The organism is Helicobacter canis (assembly GCF_900451095.1).
In the GTDB taxonomy this organism is placed as follows: domain Bacteria; phylum Campylobacterota; class Campylobacteria; order Campylobacterales; family Helicobacteraceae; genus Helicobacter_B; species Helicobacter_B zhangjianzhongii.
This window is the reverse complement of the sequence record NZ_UGHV01000005.1, coordinates 1-13,686: the sequence shown is the minus strand read 5'-3', so window position 1 is coordinate 13,686 and position 13,686 is coordinate 1. Positions and strand designations below refer to the sequence as shown.

Genomic DNA, 13,686 nt, shown 5'->3' with positions numbered 1-13,686 from the left:
TATTGTGCTCTCTTGCAAGCACCGCTTGCACCGCGCGGCAATTCATAAGCAATAAACACAACAATCACAAAGCGAAGCTTCTTTAGAAAAAGTGGATTCTAGGCTTAATGCCGCTTTTCTCTCACTCGCGAGACTTCCGCAAGGAAGTCGTGGCGATCCACAATCCTTGCAAGTGGATTCTAGTAATGATTATTCTGCTAGCGCAGAATTTATAGATTGCCACACCACTGCTGGCGCGCAGTGTCTCGCAATGACAGAAAAAAGCGTTGCTACTAGAATCCACTTTTGAAATTTAGATCGCCACACCACTAAAGCGACTCGCAAGGCTAGAAAAACAATGGATTACTTCCCTCGCATTGCTCGCCCAAGACTAAATAGCTTAAACGCAAGACCATCACGCTAGGCGCATAAAATTTTGCCAATATCTGCTTCCCAATTGACTTGCACAGCTCTGGGTGAAATGTTATCCCTAAATAGACAGCCTTTTTATGCGCGATAGCATAATCACGCCCCTATTGTCATAGGCTATGACCTTGCAGGATTTGGGGCATTGCCGAGACAAAAAGTGAGTGATAGAGGCAGATTCTTAGGCATGCTTTTGAGCTTTTCTAAAATAGGCGATTTGTGTAGTGTAGCGTGGGAGCTTGGCGTGGGTGGGGGACTCTAGCCTAGAAATCTCTCCCGCCAAAGGCATAAGCGATACACTGATGTCCTAGGCAGATCCCTAGAATGGGCGTGCGTTTTTTATATACTGTATCGCCTGGACACTAAAGCTAGCTTCCTTGGGGGAGTTGGACCCGGTGAAATCACTAGATGAGAAAAGCGCAGCAGCGGCAATCACTAGGGTGTGCCACGCTTGGCACTTTGGGATCACTTCGCACGCATAGCCAAGCTCCCTAAAATACAGCGCGATTGTATAAGTGAAGAATCATAATTATCAATAATTAGCACGCGCTCATAGTCGCACTCGCCTAGCCCCGCGCACAGAGTTGATACAATAAATCGCGCTCGCACTCTCCAAATCTCTGGCATACAGCACGCGCTCTTCTATCGCACCCTTTTGGAGCAAAAATTGCCGATACACGCCACCAAGCAGTCCGCTACTCAGGGGCGGCGTGTAGAATCGCCCTCCTTGTTGCAGCACGATATTGCTCCTACTTCCCTCGCATAGCTCGCCCCTTTCATTGCAAAACGCCACATCATAGCAGCGATTTTTCCGCCATAAATGGCTGTGTGAGTCATACACTTCGCGCAAAGAGCTTTTATGATAGAGATGATCGCTGGCACTTTGGAGCGTGATAGGACTAAGCAGCAGCACATCGCTTGTGGCGGGGCGTAAGGGGCAAAAGTGGATTCTAGGCTGCCATCTCTATGTAGCACAAGTCGCAAATGATAGATCGCTTTTGGCTTGGGGCTAGAATCCACTTTGACTAGCAAGGCTTTTTCTGTCATTGGCAGCACCGCTTGCAGTGTGGCAATCCATTGGCATTTGACTAGAATCCACTTTGTGAACAGCTCTCTATCAATGCCCAAAACTCGCTGCTCAAAGTGGATTCTAGGGCGTTAAACCCTCGCATAAATCATCAATGCCCCCTGTATCAAAGCCTAGCTTCCTAGCAGAATCTAGCAATCTTTGCTTATGGCTTGTAGTAGCACTATTGATCATTTGTAGCAGCATAGTCTCAAACAAATGGCACCTTTGGCTCGCAAATCTCTGCCTTTAGCCCAAGCTCCTCCCACTCATCTTGCGCACGAGATCCCAAGTGATACACCCCCACACCATAGCAAAACCGCTCGCCCCTGTGCCGCAAGGTGCGTATCGCCACACTAAAGCTCGCGCGCTTCTTATGCACCACGCCTATACTCCCGCAGTAAATCCCCCTCTCACGCCGCTCTAGGCTCTCTATAAGCGTGATTGTCTCGTGCTTTGGCGCACCTGTGATCGAGCCGCAAGGAAAGAGTGCTTCAAAAATCTCATACAAGCCCACGCGCCTTTTAGCGTGGCTGTGATAGTAGAGGTCATTTGATAGAGCGTGGGGTAGGACTCTATGTCAAAAAGCCTTGTGTGCAGGCTATGTAGCTTGCTGATTTTAGACAAATCATTTCGCAGCAAATCCACGATCATTAGATTTCACTTTTGTTTTTCCAATCTTTAGCGAGCTTGCGCTTGTTGCCCTTGCCTTTTGGCATTGTGCCTTTCATCGGCTTTGCGGTGATCTCTCTGCCCTTTAGGCTGAAAAATAGCTCTGGGGAAAGCGAGATGATCGCGCCATTTTCTTGGGATAAAGGCTTTATACAGCGTATCCTGCCTAGCACAAAGCAAGTCAAACAGCGCGCTAGAATCCAGCTTCGTGCTGCACTCTAGCTCTTGTGTGAGATTGACCTGATAGCTTCTGCCGCTAGCAATCGCCTCTTTAACCGCGGCAAAATCGCGCAAATAGCGGGCTTTATCAAGAGGGCGCAGCACACTTGGAGCAAAACGCTCTTGTGCTATGCCCTCTTTGATAAAGGCTCTTCTACTCCTAAAGCCATAAAACACGCAATAAGGCTTTGCGCTCTCATAGCTTTCATCACGCAAATAGCGATAAAACTCATACTCCACAAACCCTACAAAAAACAATGTGTGCTTATGGGACTCGATATAGGCAAAAAGCTCTTTGCTTTGGCTTTTGATTGTGGGCTTTGAGAGACACGACACAATCATAGTAGCACCATTTGCCAAAGACACACGACTCCATACTAATGGCAATCAAGCACCGAGCTATATCGCTCCCCATAGCGATAATTATCAATTATCCCGCTCCAGCGCACACTTTGCTTAGGCTTGATAGGCTGGGCTAGCACTTGTGTGTAGGCATTTAGCGGTAGAAGCGTATCTTGCAGAGTGATAAGCAGGCCTTTGCTTAGGATTCTCGCGCAAGGGCGTGATAGTAAGCATACATTCTTTCATTTCTAGCTTGCTAAGATTGCGGATAGTTAGATCAAAGCTAAAGCCACTTGTATAGACAAAGGGCGCGAAATGCGTGTAGCTGACCTTGATAGGATAGAGAAAATGCCGCATCACAAATGCCACGCCAAAAGGCGTGATAAACACAATACACAGCTCAAGCATAACACACAGCATAAACACCAAGCGATACCGCCAAAAAATCAATAAAAAGAAAAATACCAGCACAAATACTAAGAAAAATAGCCCAAACACTGCCATCTCTGGCGTTTTGATATGCATAGATGCGCTTGCTATGAGTGTCTTAAGCCCTAGAAAATTATGCGCTATATCCATACACGCCCCTATATCTAATAACGCGAGATAAGCATTTTATAGCGCAAGAGCATTTTATCTAGTGCGCTTGCGATAAGCGCACGCGCATCGCTGAAAAATGCTTGGATATTATTGCTTGGGAGATGCAAGGCAGCAAGCATTAGATTCTGGCAGATATGGGCGATCGTGCCTTCAAAGAGAATGCCTACATACGGGCTGCTCGCGCTCTTTTTCGCACAGAGATTAAAGACCTGATCCACCCAGACAAAAAGCTCTTGCTTACTCACAAGATCGCAAGCAAGCATAGAAGAAAGCTGCTGCTTGAAGTCTTGTATCTCTTGGAGATAAAAATCACTGCGGCAATCGCTAAAGACGGCGTGCAAATCGCTAGTAAAGTAGCTTTTGAGTAGCTTAATATATTTGGATTTTTTGTTTTTCTTCAAGGCAAATTCGCTTGAGTGCGTGGGGCGAGCACCCTCTATATATGCCCCCATACCGAGATTTAAGATGGTCTTTGGCTTGTAGGTTTTAATGGCTTGAGAGAGCATTTGGGCGGAGAGCAAAAAGATAGAATCACTATATACAGCATAATTTTCCGGCATAGATTCTAGCATCGCTTGATTTTCGTGGTCAAAATTTGGGCGCACGGGGATAGTGCCTTTGGGGAGATTCTCTAGGCTAAAGGCTTCTTCTTTGCCATAGGCAGAGTCTTTCGCGTGCTTGCCAAAGCCTAAAATATAGCCACAATCAAGCCCACACATCAGCACCTCACTCCCAAGCTGGCACGCAAGGGCAAAGCCTGCATTCCCCACAAATGGTGCGCAAAACTCCATTACATAAGGGCTTTTAAACATATAGCCACTCGCACTGCCCCCACGCATAAAGACATACCGCTCATTTGCTAGCCCTAGCGCGCTAGGATTTATCATATTGCCACAGAGCAAGGGCGTTTTGCCAAGGACTGGGCGCAAGTAGTCTGCTAGATAGTCTATGCGCTCTATTTCTATGTGGAAATCTGGCTCAATCCCTGCGTGCTTTAGCGGGGCGAGTGCTGTCCCGCAGCTAAAGATGATCATATTTGCTTGATTTACTTTGATAAACTCTAAGCTAGAATCCAAGCTCGCGCCATTACCCACCACACAAATGGGCATATCAATGCGCTTTGGATTCTGGAGAAAATAGTTGTGCTTATGCTTGCTTGGGAGATTTTCTAGAGTATTTTGTATGCCTATCATCTCATCTTCAAAGCTCCCCCACCCACGCGCATTGCTCAAATGCTCTTCATTGACAATTTGCATAGCAGAATCCATTTTAGGACTCTCATAGAGATTAAGCTCTAGGCGCAAGAAGTTATTAGTGATTTTCTGGCGTGCGAAAAAATTGCGGATAAAAAAGCGATTCACCAAATCTTTGACAAACAAATAGCACGCCCCATCGCTCACGCTCTCAAAAAGCCTAGGATAATCCACAAAATAGCAGCTAATGCGAAACATATCGAGATTTTCTTCAAAGATTAGCAATGAGTGGAAAAACACTCCCTTTTCACGCAAAAACTCTACAAACATTCCCCCAAGTAGCCCAAAAATCGTAGTGCTAGGCAAGAAATCCTTGCTTAAAAAATACTCTTTCACGCCATTGTGCGTAAAAAGCAGGTCAATGAAGCCATTGCACACTTCAGCAGTGATAGGGAGCTTTTGCGTATCCATTTTGTCAAGATAAGCACCATTTGAGTGGATATGCCATTTATCATTTTTCAAAGGCGATAGACTTAGGGCTTCATTGATTGCTACCATTTGTGAGATGCCATCTTCCACAGGGTAGATAAGCTCATTGCTGGCAAGATTTAGGATATTTATGCCTTGTGTGTTGATGATGAGATTATAGTCAGTGGGGTCATTTTTCAGCGCGTCAAAAAGCTCTGGGGAAGTTTTGTGAAAATACTCCATATTACGCACAAATCGCGTAGAAATCTCTTGCTCTAGGGCTTTTGTATCATCTGCTTTTAGGAGAGAAAGTAGCATAGAGAGCCTTATTAAGTGGGTGTTATAGCGGGAATTGTAGCATATTATTTGTGTGGATTATTTTGCACAAGCAAGCGATAAGCAAGAATATAAGCGATGATAAATACTAGGCAAGTAAGCATAAGCGCGGAAGTGTTGGCATAAAAAAATGTCGCTAGGATAATAAAGGGTGCATTGGCACAGATGAGTATAAAAGAGGTTAAAGGATTGTTGCCTAGCTTTTTGAAAAGGAGCATATGGAAGTGTTTGGAGTCTGGCTGCATAGGGGATTTCCCAGCGAGTTTTTTTCTTAGTATTGAAAATAAGACTTCCCAAACTGGATAAATCATCACACAAAACCCATACCAAGGGCTAACGATAGAAGATGGCTCTTGTGTGAGTAGCACAAGCATCACGGCTAAAAAAAATCCTATGAGGTATGCGCCACCATCGCCTAAAAATACCTTGCCCTTGGGAAAATTTAGCACCAAAAATCCCAGAATCGCACTTAGCAAAATCGCGCACCCAATGGCAATGGGAAGCATATCTACCTGCTTTGCTATGATGATAATCGACACACACACACACGCCGCCACGCCGCCACTTAAGCCATTAAAGCCATCGATGATATTCATCGCATTACACACGCCAACAACTGCAAACACCCCAAACGCCACGCCTAGCACATAAACAAACTCAAACCCAAGTCCCAAGTCCCTAAGCCACGCATTTTCCATAGCTACACACGCCACGCTTGCGCCAAAGCATTGGATAAGCAAGCGAAGCTTGGGGCTAAGAGATACCCCCATATCCTCCACAAATCCGCTAGCAAATATCACCAAACACGCCACGATAAAATACACCCACGCACTAGAAAGTAGCCCAAATGAAGCAAACCCTACTAGCACGCCTACTAGCACGCCAAGACCACCAGCACGAGAAGTAGGGCGATAGTGGAATCTCTGTGGTTTAGAAGAGCTACTAGAATCCACAAAAAGCTGATATTTCTTGCTAATGAGTATCACCCCTTGTAACACTAAAAAAGAGAGAAAAAACACAAGCAAATACAGCAAAATCCACATATCCTAGAGCCTTGAGTAATATAATCACAACACAAAGGCTGGATTCTAGCAAAGCCTTACTATATGCTCCCTTAAAGGCATAGAATCCAAACGCGGATTCTAGTAAATTTAGTTATGAAAAGTCTTATTTTCAATACTAAGGCGCAAAGTGATTGATAAAAAAGAAGCAATGCAGCCTGATTCTGCGCATTTTCATACACTCCTTTTCAAAAAGCTAGGCAACAATCCTTTAACCTCTTTTATACTCATCTGTGCCAATGCGCCCTTTATTATCCTAGCGACATTTTTTTATGCCAACACTTCTGCGCTTATGCTTACTTGCCTAGTATTTATCATTGCTTATATTCTTGCTTATCGCTTGCTTGTGCGCTAGGCTAAAGCCCCAAATCACTGCCGATACTCCTGCCACAAAACATAGAGCAAATTTAGGCGACAAATTTAGGAACTTTTTTTGCTTTAGCCTTTGGGTGTTTAAACTTCGCGCCCAAAGGATTGCATAATGATGCGCTCACTCTATACCGCCACCACAGGTATGCTAGGACAGCAGTTACAGATTGATACCACCTCAAACAACATCGCCAATGTCAATACCACCGGCTATAAGAAGCAAAGAGCCGAGTTTAATGACCTCTTTTACCAAACGCTCCAATACGCCGGCACCGCCACAAGCGAGACGACACTCTCCCCCACGGGTATAGAAGTGGGGCTTGGCGTGCGTCCGGGTGCTGTGCAAAAAATGTTTTCTCAAGGTAGCCCCAAAGAGACAGAAAACAACCTTGATGTAGCCATTGAGGGCAAGGGCTTTTTCCAAATCCAGCTGCCCGATGGCACGATCGCCTATACAAGAGATGGGGGGTTTAAGCTTGATGATAATGGCAATATCGTAACCGCGCAGGGCTATCTTCTCCAGCCCCAAATCACTATCCCCCAAGATGCCACGCAAATCAATATCGGCACAGATGGCACAGTGAGTGTCGTGCAGGCAAATAATGGTGTAAGCAATGTGATAGGGCAAATCGAAGTGGCAAATTTCATAAACCCAGCAGGGCTGCACTCTTTGGGGGATAATTTGTTTCTAAACACCAATGCTTCCGGCGATGCGATTGTAGGCGTGGCTAGCACAGAGGGCTTTGGCGCACTTAGGCAGGGCTTTTTAGAGCTAAGTAATGTCAAGCTTGTAGAGGAGATGACAGATCTCATCACCGGACAAAGAGCCTATGAGGCAAACTCCAAAACAATCCAAACAGCCGATGCAATGCTCCAAACGGTTAATTCTCTCAAACGCTAGAATCTTGCTTAAGCAAATCTAGCCAAGCAGCTATTTAAGCGCGAGGCGGTGGTTATTGAATCTAGTGTATAATGCGCACACTCTCACTCTCTAAGGTAATGTATGCGATTTGATAAAAGGCTTTTTCGTTTTTGTGTATTGCAGTGTAGTGCGCTTGCCATTTGTGTTGTCTTTAGTGCTTGTGATAAAAAAGACAAAAATGAGTTTAATAAACCAGCGATATATTGGTATCAAAACATCATCAAAGAAATAAAATTTGGGAATCTAGAAGGCGCGGATAATTTCTATGCGTCATTGCAAAGTGAGCATATCAACTCCCCCTTGCTACCAGAAGCTATGCTGATTTTAGGGCAGGCTCACATAAGAAAAGAGGAGTATTTGCTCGCAGAATTTTATTTTGATGAGTATTTGAAGCGTTTTGGCACGGCAAAAAATGCTGATTATATCACCTACTTAAAACTCCAAAGTCGCTACTATGGGATTAAGAACTCTAGTAAAGATCAGGAGTTTTTCTCTGACTCTCTCTCTGCCTTTGATGATTTTTTAGATAAATATCCTACAAGTCGGTATGTGCCTTTCGTGCAGACAATGCAAGTGCGCTTTGTGCTAGGGCAAAATGAGCTTAATAGGGGGATTGTCAATGTCTATAAAAAGCAAAAAAAGCCCGAAGCAGTGCAAAAATACCTTGATAGAATCGATGATGACCTAGAATCTAACGCCAAGCCCAAGCCATCTTACATACCTGAATATGTGCGTATGTTTAATTGGTAATTATCTCTTTAAGGAGCAAGAATGCAAAATCCGCAACATTTCCCCCTACTCTTCCTGTCCCCCTACTCTTCCTGTGATTGTAGAGGAGGATTTTACCTACCCCTTTGCGATTGCCCCTATTTTCACACAAGGGCAGAAAAATATCGCAGCAGCAAATGTCGCACTAGAGCGCAATGACCTTGTGCTAGTGTGCTGCCAAAAGGCAGAATCCAGCCCAGAATCCAATAGTGATGAAAAGTGGATTCTAGTGCAATGCCATTTTATGATGTGGGTGTGGTGTGCAAGATTTTACGCAAAGTGTCCTTGCCTGATGGGCGCGTGAAGATCCTCTTGCAAGGGATGGCTATCACTAAAGTGATCGCTCTAGAGCCACAAACTAGCGAAGAAGACGATAGCGTGATTGAAGCTATTGTTGAGATTATCGAGTATCAAGACTACAACCAAGTGCGCGTTGAAGCGATGATGAAATTTCTCCTAGAAAATGTCCAAAACTACGCCAATATCAGCCACTTCCCCCAGAAATGCTAAAAACGCTTGAAGAGACCAATGACCCAAATCGCGTCATCGATCTTGTCGCATCGACCTTGCGCCTAAAACCAGCAGAAGCGTATAAACTCTTTGCAAGCGATAATATCGAAGAGCGAATGATGATGTTGATCGATTTTGTAACGCAAGAAATCCAAGCCCAAAAACTCCAAAAAGAAATCAAATCGCGCGTGCATGATAAGCTTGAGCAAACCAATCGCGAATATTTCTTAAAAGAGCAAATGCGCCAGATCCAAAAGGAGCTAGGAGTCGATAAGCAGCGCGATGAAGAGCTTGATGAATTTGCCAAAAAGCTAGAATCCATAAAGCAATTTCTCAATGAAGATGCCTACAAAGAGATAAAAAAGCAAATCAACCGCCTATCTAAAATGCACCAAGATAGTGCTGATGCGAATTTGCTACAAAACTATGTCGAGTGGGTGCTAGAAATCCCCTTTGGTAGCTATGCTAAAGGCGAGCTATCTATCAAAAATGTCGCTAAACAACTTGATCTAGATCACTACTCTTTAACCAAGCCCAAAGAGCGCATTATCGAGTATTTTGCGGTGCGTGAATTGCTCGCCAAAAATGCCAAAGCAAATGCCAAAAAGACAAAAAACCGCGACACAGAGAGTCAAAAGTCCAAAGGCACAATTTTGTGCTTTTATGGACCTCCGGGCGTGGGGAAAACAAGCCTTGCAAACTCTATCGCCAAAGCCATATCCCGCCCGCTTGTGCGTATCGCGCTAGGTGGGCTAGAAGATGTCAATGAGCTGCGCGGACATAGGCGCACTTATATCGGGGCTATGCCCGGGCGCATTGTGCAAGGACTCATTGAAGCAAAGAAATGAATCCCGTAGTCGTGCTTGATGAGATCGATAAAATCGCGCGTGGTGTGAGAGGCGATCCTACAAGCGTGCTACTAGAGATTTTAGACCCAGAGCAAAATGTCGAATTCCGCGATTATTACACAAATTTCAGCATTGATTTATCGCAAGTGATTTTTATCGCCACAGCAAATGACATCGCCCAAATCCAGCCCCCTTGCGCGATAGAATGGAATTTATCTCTATCTCTAGCTACACACCGCAAGAAAAAGAGCAAATCGCGCATAAATACCTAATCCCTCAAGAGCTGAAAAAGCACGGGCTTACCGACAAGCAAATCCAATTTAGCAAAGAGAGCGTGCGTGTGCTGATCGAGCGATACACGCGCGAAGCAGGCGTGCGAACTTGCGCCGGCAAATCTCTGCAATTTTGCGAAAAGTCGCTACTAAAGTGCTGCAGATGAAGATTTCACGCCCATTAAGCTCACGCCAAAGCAATCCCAGACTTCTTAGATAAAGTTGTCTTTGAGATCGAGCAGTCAAACAAAAAAGCGCGTATAGGGATCATCAATGGGCTTGCTTGGACAAGCGTAGGCGGCGATGTCCTAAAAATCGAAGCCATAAAGCTAAAAGGCACAGGCGAGCTTAGACTTACAGGAAGTCTAGGTGATGTGATGAAGAATCCGCGCAAATCGCGCACTCTGTGGTAAAGGTGCTGCTTGAGAGTGGTGAGCTAGAATCTAAATAAAATCTAAAGATAAAGCAAAAGGTCCTATGTATAATCAATACAATATCCATCTCCACTTGCCAGAGGGAGCTACGCCCAAAGATGGTCCAAGTGCAGGGATCGCTATGGCGTGTGTGATTGCATCAATCCTCTGTGAGAAGCCTATAAGCGGTGAGATCGCTATACAGGTGAGCTAACACTCACAGGCGATGTCTTGCAAATTGGCGGACTCAAAGAAAAGCTTATCGCCGCACACAAAGCTGGGATCAAACGCGCCCTAATCCCGGCAAAAAACTATGAACGAGATCTAAAAGAAATCCCAAAGGAAGTGCTTGATCATCTCACAATAATCCCTGTGCAAACCATACACGATGTGTTTGCGGAAGTCTTTAAGCGCGGCTAGTAACGCGTGCGTGATTATTTAGATAAATACTATATAATCCTAGTCATTTCATCAAAAGGAGATACTAATGGGACTTTATGATAGAAACTATACAAACAATGCAAGTGATACAAGCAATGTAAATATCTCTGCTGAAAAAGCAGCAGCACAAGATAATGCGCTTGTGAAGTTTGTAAGGATAACTTACATTTTCTTTGGGGCGAGCTTGTTTTTCGCTTTTGTTGGCGCGGTAATTGGCTTTTACAATCTTCAGTTTGTGTTTGAAAATCGTATGATACTTTTCATCATTGAGATTGCAGCACTCTTTGGGCTTATGTTTTCTCGCTCAAAACCCGGACTTAATATCGCAATGCTCTTTATCTTTACCACACTTACAGGCTTGGTGGCTACTCCGCTTGTGGCTATGGTAGCGGCAAAAGCGGGAGCCGGGGGCTGTGGTGATGGCATTTGCAATGACGACAATTGTCTTTGGCGCGATGAGTATCTTTGGTATTAGGACACGCAAAGATTTAGCAAGTATGGGGACAATGCTTTTTGTCGCGTTGATTGTCGTATTTATCGGCTCACTTGTGAATCTATTTCTTGGAAGCTCTATGTTCCAAGTAATAATTTCAAGTGCGGTGGTGATTCTCTTTAGCGTGTATGTGGCGTATGATACGCAAAATATTATCCGTGGGCTTTACTCTAGCCCTGTCGATGCGGCGATTAGCCTGTATCTTGACTTCTACAATATCTTTATGAGCCTGCTCTCTCTCATCGGTTTATCTAACAGAGATTAAGGGGAGTATGGAGGGGGGCTTGCTTGTGTATTCTTGTATTTCCTGCTTTTTGCTTTTCTCTTGCTTTTTTGGATTCTAGTTTTATAGGCTTTTGTTGCGCCACGCTATGGCAAACTCTTCAGCTATACGCGCATTCTGCCACCGATTTTAGCAGCAAAATTAAGCGCGCTCTGTCGCACAGGGCTTGCTTCTAACAAAATCGTTTCATCATCTAAAAGCCGTGCGATATGTGCTAGATATTCTTGTGTGCCAATATCATAGAATCCAATCTGCAAGCCAAATCGCTCGCTTAAAGCCAGCTCTTCTTGGACTAGCTCATTGCTTGGGGGAAGGCTACTGCCTGCACGCAAGGAAGTGGTTCTAGTAGCCTGCGGAGATTAGAGGTAGCATAGAGCAAGATATTGCTAGCCCTTGCTTCAAGCGAGCCTTGCAAAGTGCTTTTTAGGCTTTTGTAGCTTGGATCGCCTTGATTGAATGCTATATCATCGCAAAAGACAATAAAGCGATATGGCAAATCACGCAGGCTATCAAACACCAAAGGCAGCAAGCAATACCTTGCTATCAAGCTCTAGCACACGCAAAGGCGAGCTAGAATCTAGCAAATAGGGTAGCAAGGTCGCCTTGATTAAAGAGCTTTTGCCACAGCCCCTAGCCCCAAACAACAGCGCGTGCAACGCCTGCTTCCCAGCTAAAAACGCGAGGTATTTCTTGCAGCACCCTAGCTTGACTCTCATACCAACAAGACTAGGGCATCTCTCCAAATCCATAATTGCACGCAAGCAAATTCCCCTGCAAAGGTGCGGATTATGTAGGGCTCTATATGTGTGCCACTCCGCATTTTCTAGCACTTTAAATGGTGATTTTGTGGATTCTAGTATCATTGCGCATTGTTATTGGCAAAATCAAGCAATATCATACCGCAAAAGTATTCTTTATAGGCTCTTTGGGCTTTGGGGCTTTGGCACACTAGGAGCTTGTGGCTTACTAGATTCTAATGGCTCAAGCAAGCTTGCAAGGATATAGCCATTGATCTCGCGCTTTAATCCATTAGCACTATAAACATAATGGATGTGCGCCCATTGCTCTGTATTGGCATTTTGCGTAGAATCTAGCCCTGTTGTGGTAGATCGCACCTCCATCACTCTCCCGCGCGGTGCTTTTGCCACGATATTGGCATTGATACTTGGCTCTTGGCGGATATGTGCTAGATTGACACGCACTTGCGCGATCTTGGAGCTATCATTTGGCTTTGTAAGGTTTGCAAGGATATAGCCTACAACCTCACGCCCTTGTGTGCCATTTGTATAAATATAGCGCACCTTGAGCCACTTGCCCTGTGTGGATTCTATGCTATCAAGCACCTCTAGCTCCCTCCCCCATCGCACCATACCAGCGACACTAGAATCCACTTTTGCTTGCGTGCGGATATTGGCTAGATTGACATTTACACGCACGCGCGGAAGTGCAGCAGCAGAGTCTAGATCCACTTTATGATCTTTGCTAGAATCCACTTTTTCTTGCGTATTGCTAGGCTCTAGCTTCTCTTGGATATAGATTTCTGCGCGATAGAGCTTGCCGGCTGTATCAAGGCTCGCATTTTGGTTGAGAGAAGCCTTTGTGATGTGGCTAGGATCCTTCCCTACAAGCCCCACCACGCCGCAAATGCATCGTGTGCTTATCATCAAGTGTTATTGTGCTAGGTAGGCTTATCTCACGCGCTATTTGCACGCGCTCGCCCACAGAGATTTTTCGTGCTTGCTTGTCGATTGTGGATTCTAGGGGCTTGATTGATCCTGATAAAGCTCCACGCGTTTGGGGAGGATTTTGGTCATCACATTATTGCCATATTTCAGCACTAGTGCATTATCCCTAGGCAAAAGCCCTAGAATCTTGTTGTTTGAAATAATGGTGATTTCACTAGCTTTTTTGCCTTTGGGGATAGGGAAGCTAGCAAGCACAGGACGCAAGCCAAAAAGTGGCATTTCAGGGAGATTTTCAAGGGCAAAGGTCTGGGAGCGATCTT

Annotated in this window: 14 protein-coding genes and 4 pseudogenes; 6 read left to right on the top strand and 12 right to left on the bottom strand. The window is 44.9% G+C overall.

Annotation, left to right across the window (positions count from 1 at the left end; genetic code table 11):
- Positions 1–91 precede the first annotated feature (91 nt).
- Positions 92–289, top strand: a complete 198-nt coding sequence (locus tag DX060_RS10410) for a hypothetical protein (RefSeq protein WP_115012480.1) — start codon at positions 92–94, stop codon at positions 287–289.
- Positions 290–668: 379 nt separating this feature from the next.
- Here the strand turns inward: DX060_RS10410 and DX060_RS12435 are convergent.
- The 7 genes and pseudogenes from DX060_RS12435 to DX060_RS10370 form a co-directional block, all read right to left on the bottom strand.
- A pseudogene (locus DX060_RS12435) lies at positions 669–743 on the bottom strand (glutamine amidotransferase-related protein); the annotation flags it as partial.
- A gap of 212 nt (positions 744–955) precedes the next feature.
- Positions 956–1,246 (bottom strand): aminotransferase class IV, encoded by a 291-nt coding sequence (locus tag DX060_RS10400; RefSeq protein WP_258552341.1) that lies wholly within the window; start codon positions 1,244–1,246, stop codon positions 956–958.
- Between the two features lie 309 nt (positions 1,247–1,555).
- Positions 1,556–1,690 carry a hypothetical protein gene (locus DX060_RS12250; protein WP_258552340.1) on the bottom strand — a complete coding sequence of 45 codons (135 nt, stop codon included), beginning with the start codon at positions 1,688–1,690 and terminating at the stop codon, positions 1,556–1,558.
- Positions 1,683–2,704: pseudogene (locus DX060_RS12430) on the bottom strand (chorismate-binding protein). Before DX060_RS12430 ends, DX060_RS12250 begins: the two are co-directional and overlap by 8 nt.
- A gap of 114 nt (positions 2,705–2,818) precedes the next feature.
- Positions 2,819–3,283 carry a DUF2393 family protein gene (locus DX060_RS10380; protein ID WP_115012475.1) on the bottom strand — a complete coding sequence of 155 codons (465 nt, stop codon included), beginning with the start codon at positions 3,281–3,283 and terminating at the stop codon, positions 2,819–2,821.
- Between the two features lie 14 nt (positions 3,284–3,297).
- The gene (locus tag DX060_RS10375; protein WP_115012474.1) at positions 3,298–5,283 is read right to left on the bottom strand and encodes a 6-hydroxymethylpterin diphosphokinase MptE-like protein; all 1,986 of its coding nucleotides are present in this window, start codon (positions 5,281–5,283) and stop codon (positions 3,298–3,300) included.
- Between the two features lie 44 nt (positions 5,284–5,327).
- Positions 5,328–6,344, bottom strand: coding sequence for a glycosyltransferase family 4 protein (locus tag DX060_RS10370; RefSeq protein WP_115012473.1), 1,017 nt, complete (start codon positions 6,342–6,344; stop codon positions 5,328–5,330).
- 148 nt (positions 6,345–6,492) lie between these two features.
- Here DX060_RS10370 and DX060_RS10365 point away from each other — a divergent pair, with 148 nt between their 5' ends.
- The 5 genes and pseudogenes from DX060_RS10365 (at position 6,493) to DX060_RS10345 (ending at position 11,663) form a co-directional block, all read left to right on the top strand.
- Positions 6,493–6,717 (top strand): hypothetical protein, encoded by a 225-nt coding sequence (locus DX060_RS10365; RefSeq protein WP_115012472.1) that lies wholly within the window; start codon positions 6,493–6,495, stop codon positions 6,715–6,717.
- 126 nt (positions 6,718–6,843) lie between these two features.
- Positions 6,844–7,632, top strand: coding sequence for a flagellar basal-body rod protein FlgG (flgG, locus tag DX060_RS10360; protein WP_023929369.1), 789 nt, complete (start codon positions 6,844–6,846; stop codon positions 7,630–7,632).
- 102 nt (positions 7,633–7,734) lie between these two features.
- Positions 7,735–8,403, top strand: coding sequence for an outer membrane protein assembly factor BamD (locus DX060_RS10355; protein ID WP_115012471.1), 669 nt, complete (start codon positions 7,735–7,737; stop codon positions 8,401–8,403).
- Positions 8,381–10,884 (top strand): annotated as a pseudogene (gene lon, locus DX060_RS10350) (endopeptidase La). Before DX060_RS10355 ends, lon begins: the two are co-directional and overlap by 23 nt.
- Before the next feature lie 67 nt (positions 10,885–10,951).
- A pseudogene (locus DX060_RS10345) lies at positions 10,952–11,663 on the top strand (Bax inhibitor-1/YccA family protein).
- Between the two features lie 122 nt (positions 11,664–11,785).
- Here DX060_RS10345 and DX060_RS10340 read toward each other — a convergent pair.
- The 5 genes from DX060_RS10340 to DX060_RS10320 form a co-directional block, all read right to left on the bottom strand.
- Positions 11,786–12,013 (bottom strand): DUF815 domain-containing protein, encoded by a 228-nt coding sequence (locus DX060_RS10340; RefSeq protein WP_115012470.1) that lies wholly within the window; start codon positions 12,011–12,013, stop codon positions 11,786–11,788.
- Positions 11,974–12,210, bottom strand: coding sequence for a DUF815 domain-containing protein (locus tag DX060_RS10335; RefSeq protein ID WP_181814314.1), 237 nt, complete (start codon positions 12,208–12,210; stop codon positions 11,974–11,976). Before DX060_RS10335 ends, DX060_RS10340 begins: the two co-directional genes overlap by 40 nt.
- The gene (locus tag DX060_RS10330) at positions 12,191–12,430 is read right to left on the bottom strand and encodes a DUF815 domain-containing protein (RefSeq protein ID WP_181814313.1); all 240 of its coding nucleotides are present in this window, start codon (positions 12,428–12,430) and stop codon (positions 12,191–12,193) included. The genes DX060_RS10335 and DX060_RS10330 overlap by 20 nt, the downstream gene beginning before the upstream one ends.
- Before the next feature lie 165 nt (positions 12,431–12,595).
- A complete protein-coding gene (locus tag DX060_RS10325) occupies positions 12,596–13,345 on the bottom strand; it encodes an SH3 domain-containing protein (RefSeq protein ID WP_115012467.1) in 750 nt (249 codons plus the stop codon).
- 93 nt (positions 13,346–13,438) lie between these two features.
- Positions 13,439–13,686, bottom strand: a 248-nt coding sequence (locus DX060_RS10320; protein ID WP_309473204.1) for a M99 family metallopeptidase middle domain-containing protein, incomplete at its 5' end; no start/stop codon positions are given.

Excerpts from the sequence above, each read along its gene's own strand:
- DX060_RS10380 (WP_115012475.1), bottom strand. The coding sequence starts at position 3,283 with ATGGATATAGCGCATAATTTTCTAGGGCTTAAGACACTCATAGCAAGC.
- DX060_RS10325 (WP_115012467.1), bottom strand. The coding sequence starts at position 13,345 with ATGATAAGCACACGATGCATTTGCGGCGTGGTGGGGCTTGTAGGGAAG.
- flgG (WP_023929369.1), top strand. The coding sequence starts at position 6,844 with ATGATGCGCTCACTCTATACCGCCACCACAGGTATGCTAGGACAGCAG.
- DX060_RS10370 (WP_115012473.1), bottom strand. The coding sequence starts at position 6,344 with ATGTGGATTTTGCTGTATTTGCTTGTGTTTTTTCTCTCTTTTTTAGTG.
- DX060_RS10375 (WP_115012474.1), bottom strand. The coding sequence starts at position 5,283 with ATGCTACTTTCTCTCCTAAAAGCAGATGATACAAAAGCCCTAGAGCAA.
- DX060_RS10355 (WP_115012471.1), top strand. The coding sequence starts at position 7,735 with ATGCGATTTGATAAAAGGCTTTTTCGTTTTTGTGTATTGCAGTGTAGT.
- DX060_RS10330 (WP_181814313.1), bottom strand. The coding sequence starts at position 12,430 with ATGGATTTGGAGAGATGCCCTAGTCTTGTTGGTATGAGAGTCAAGCTA.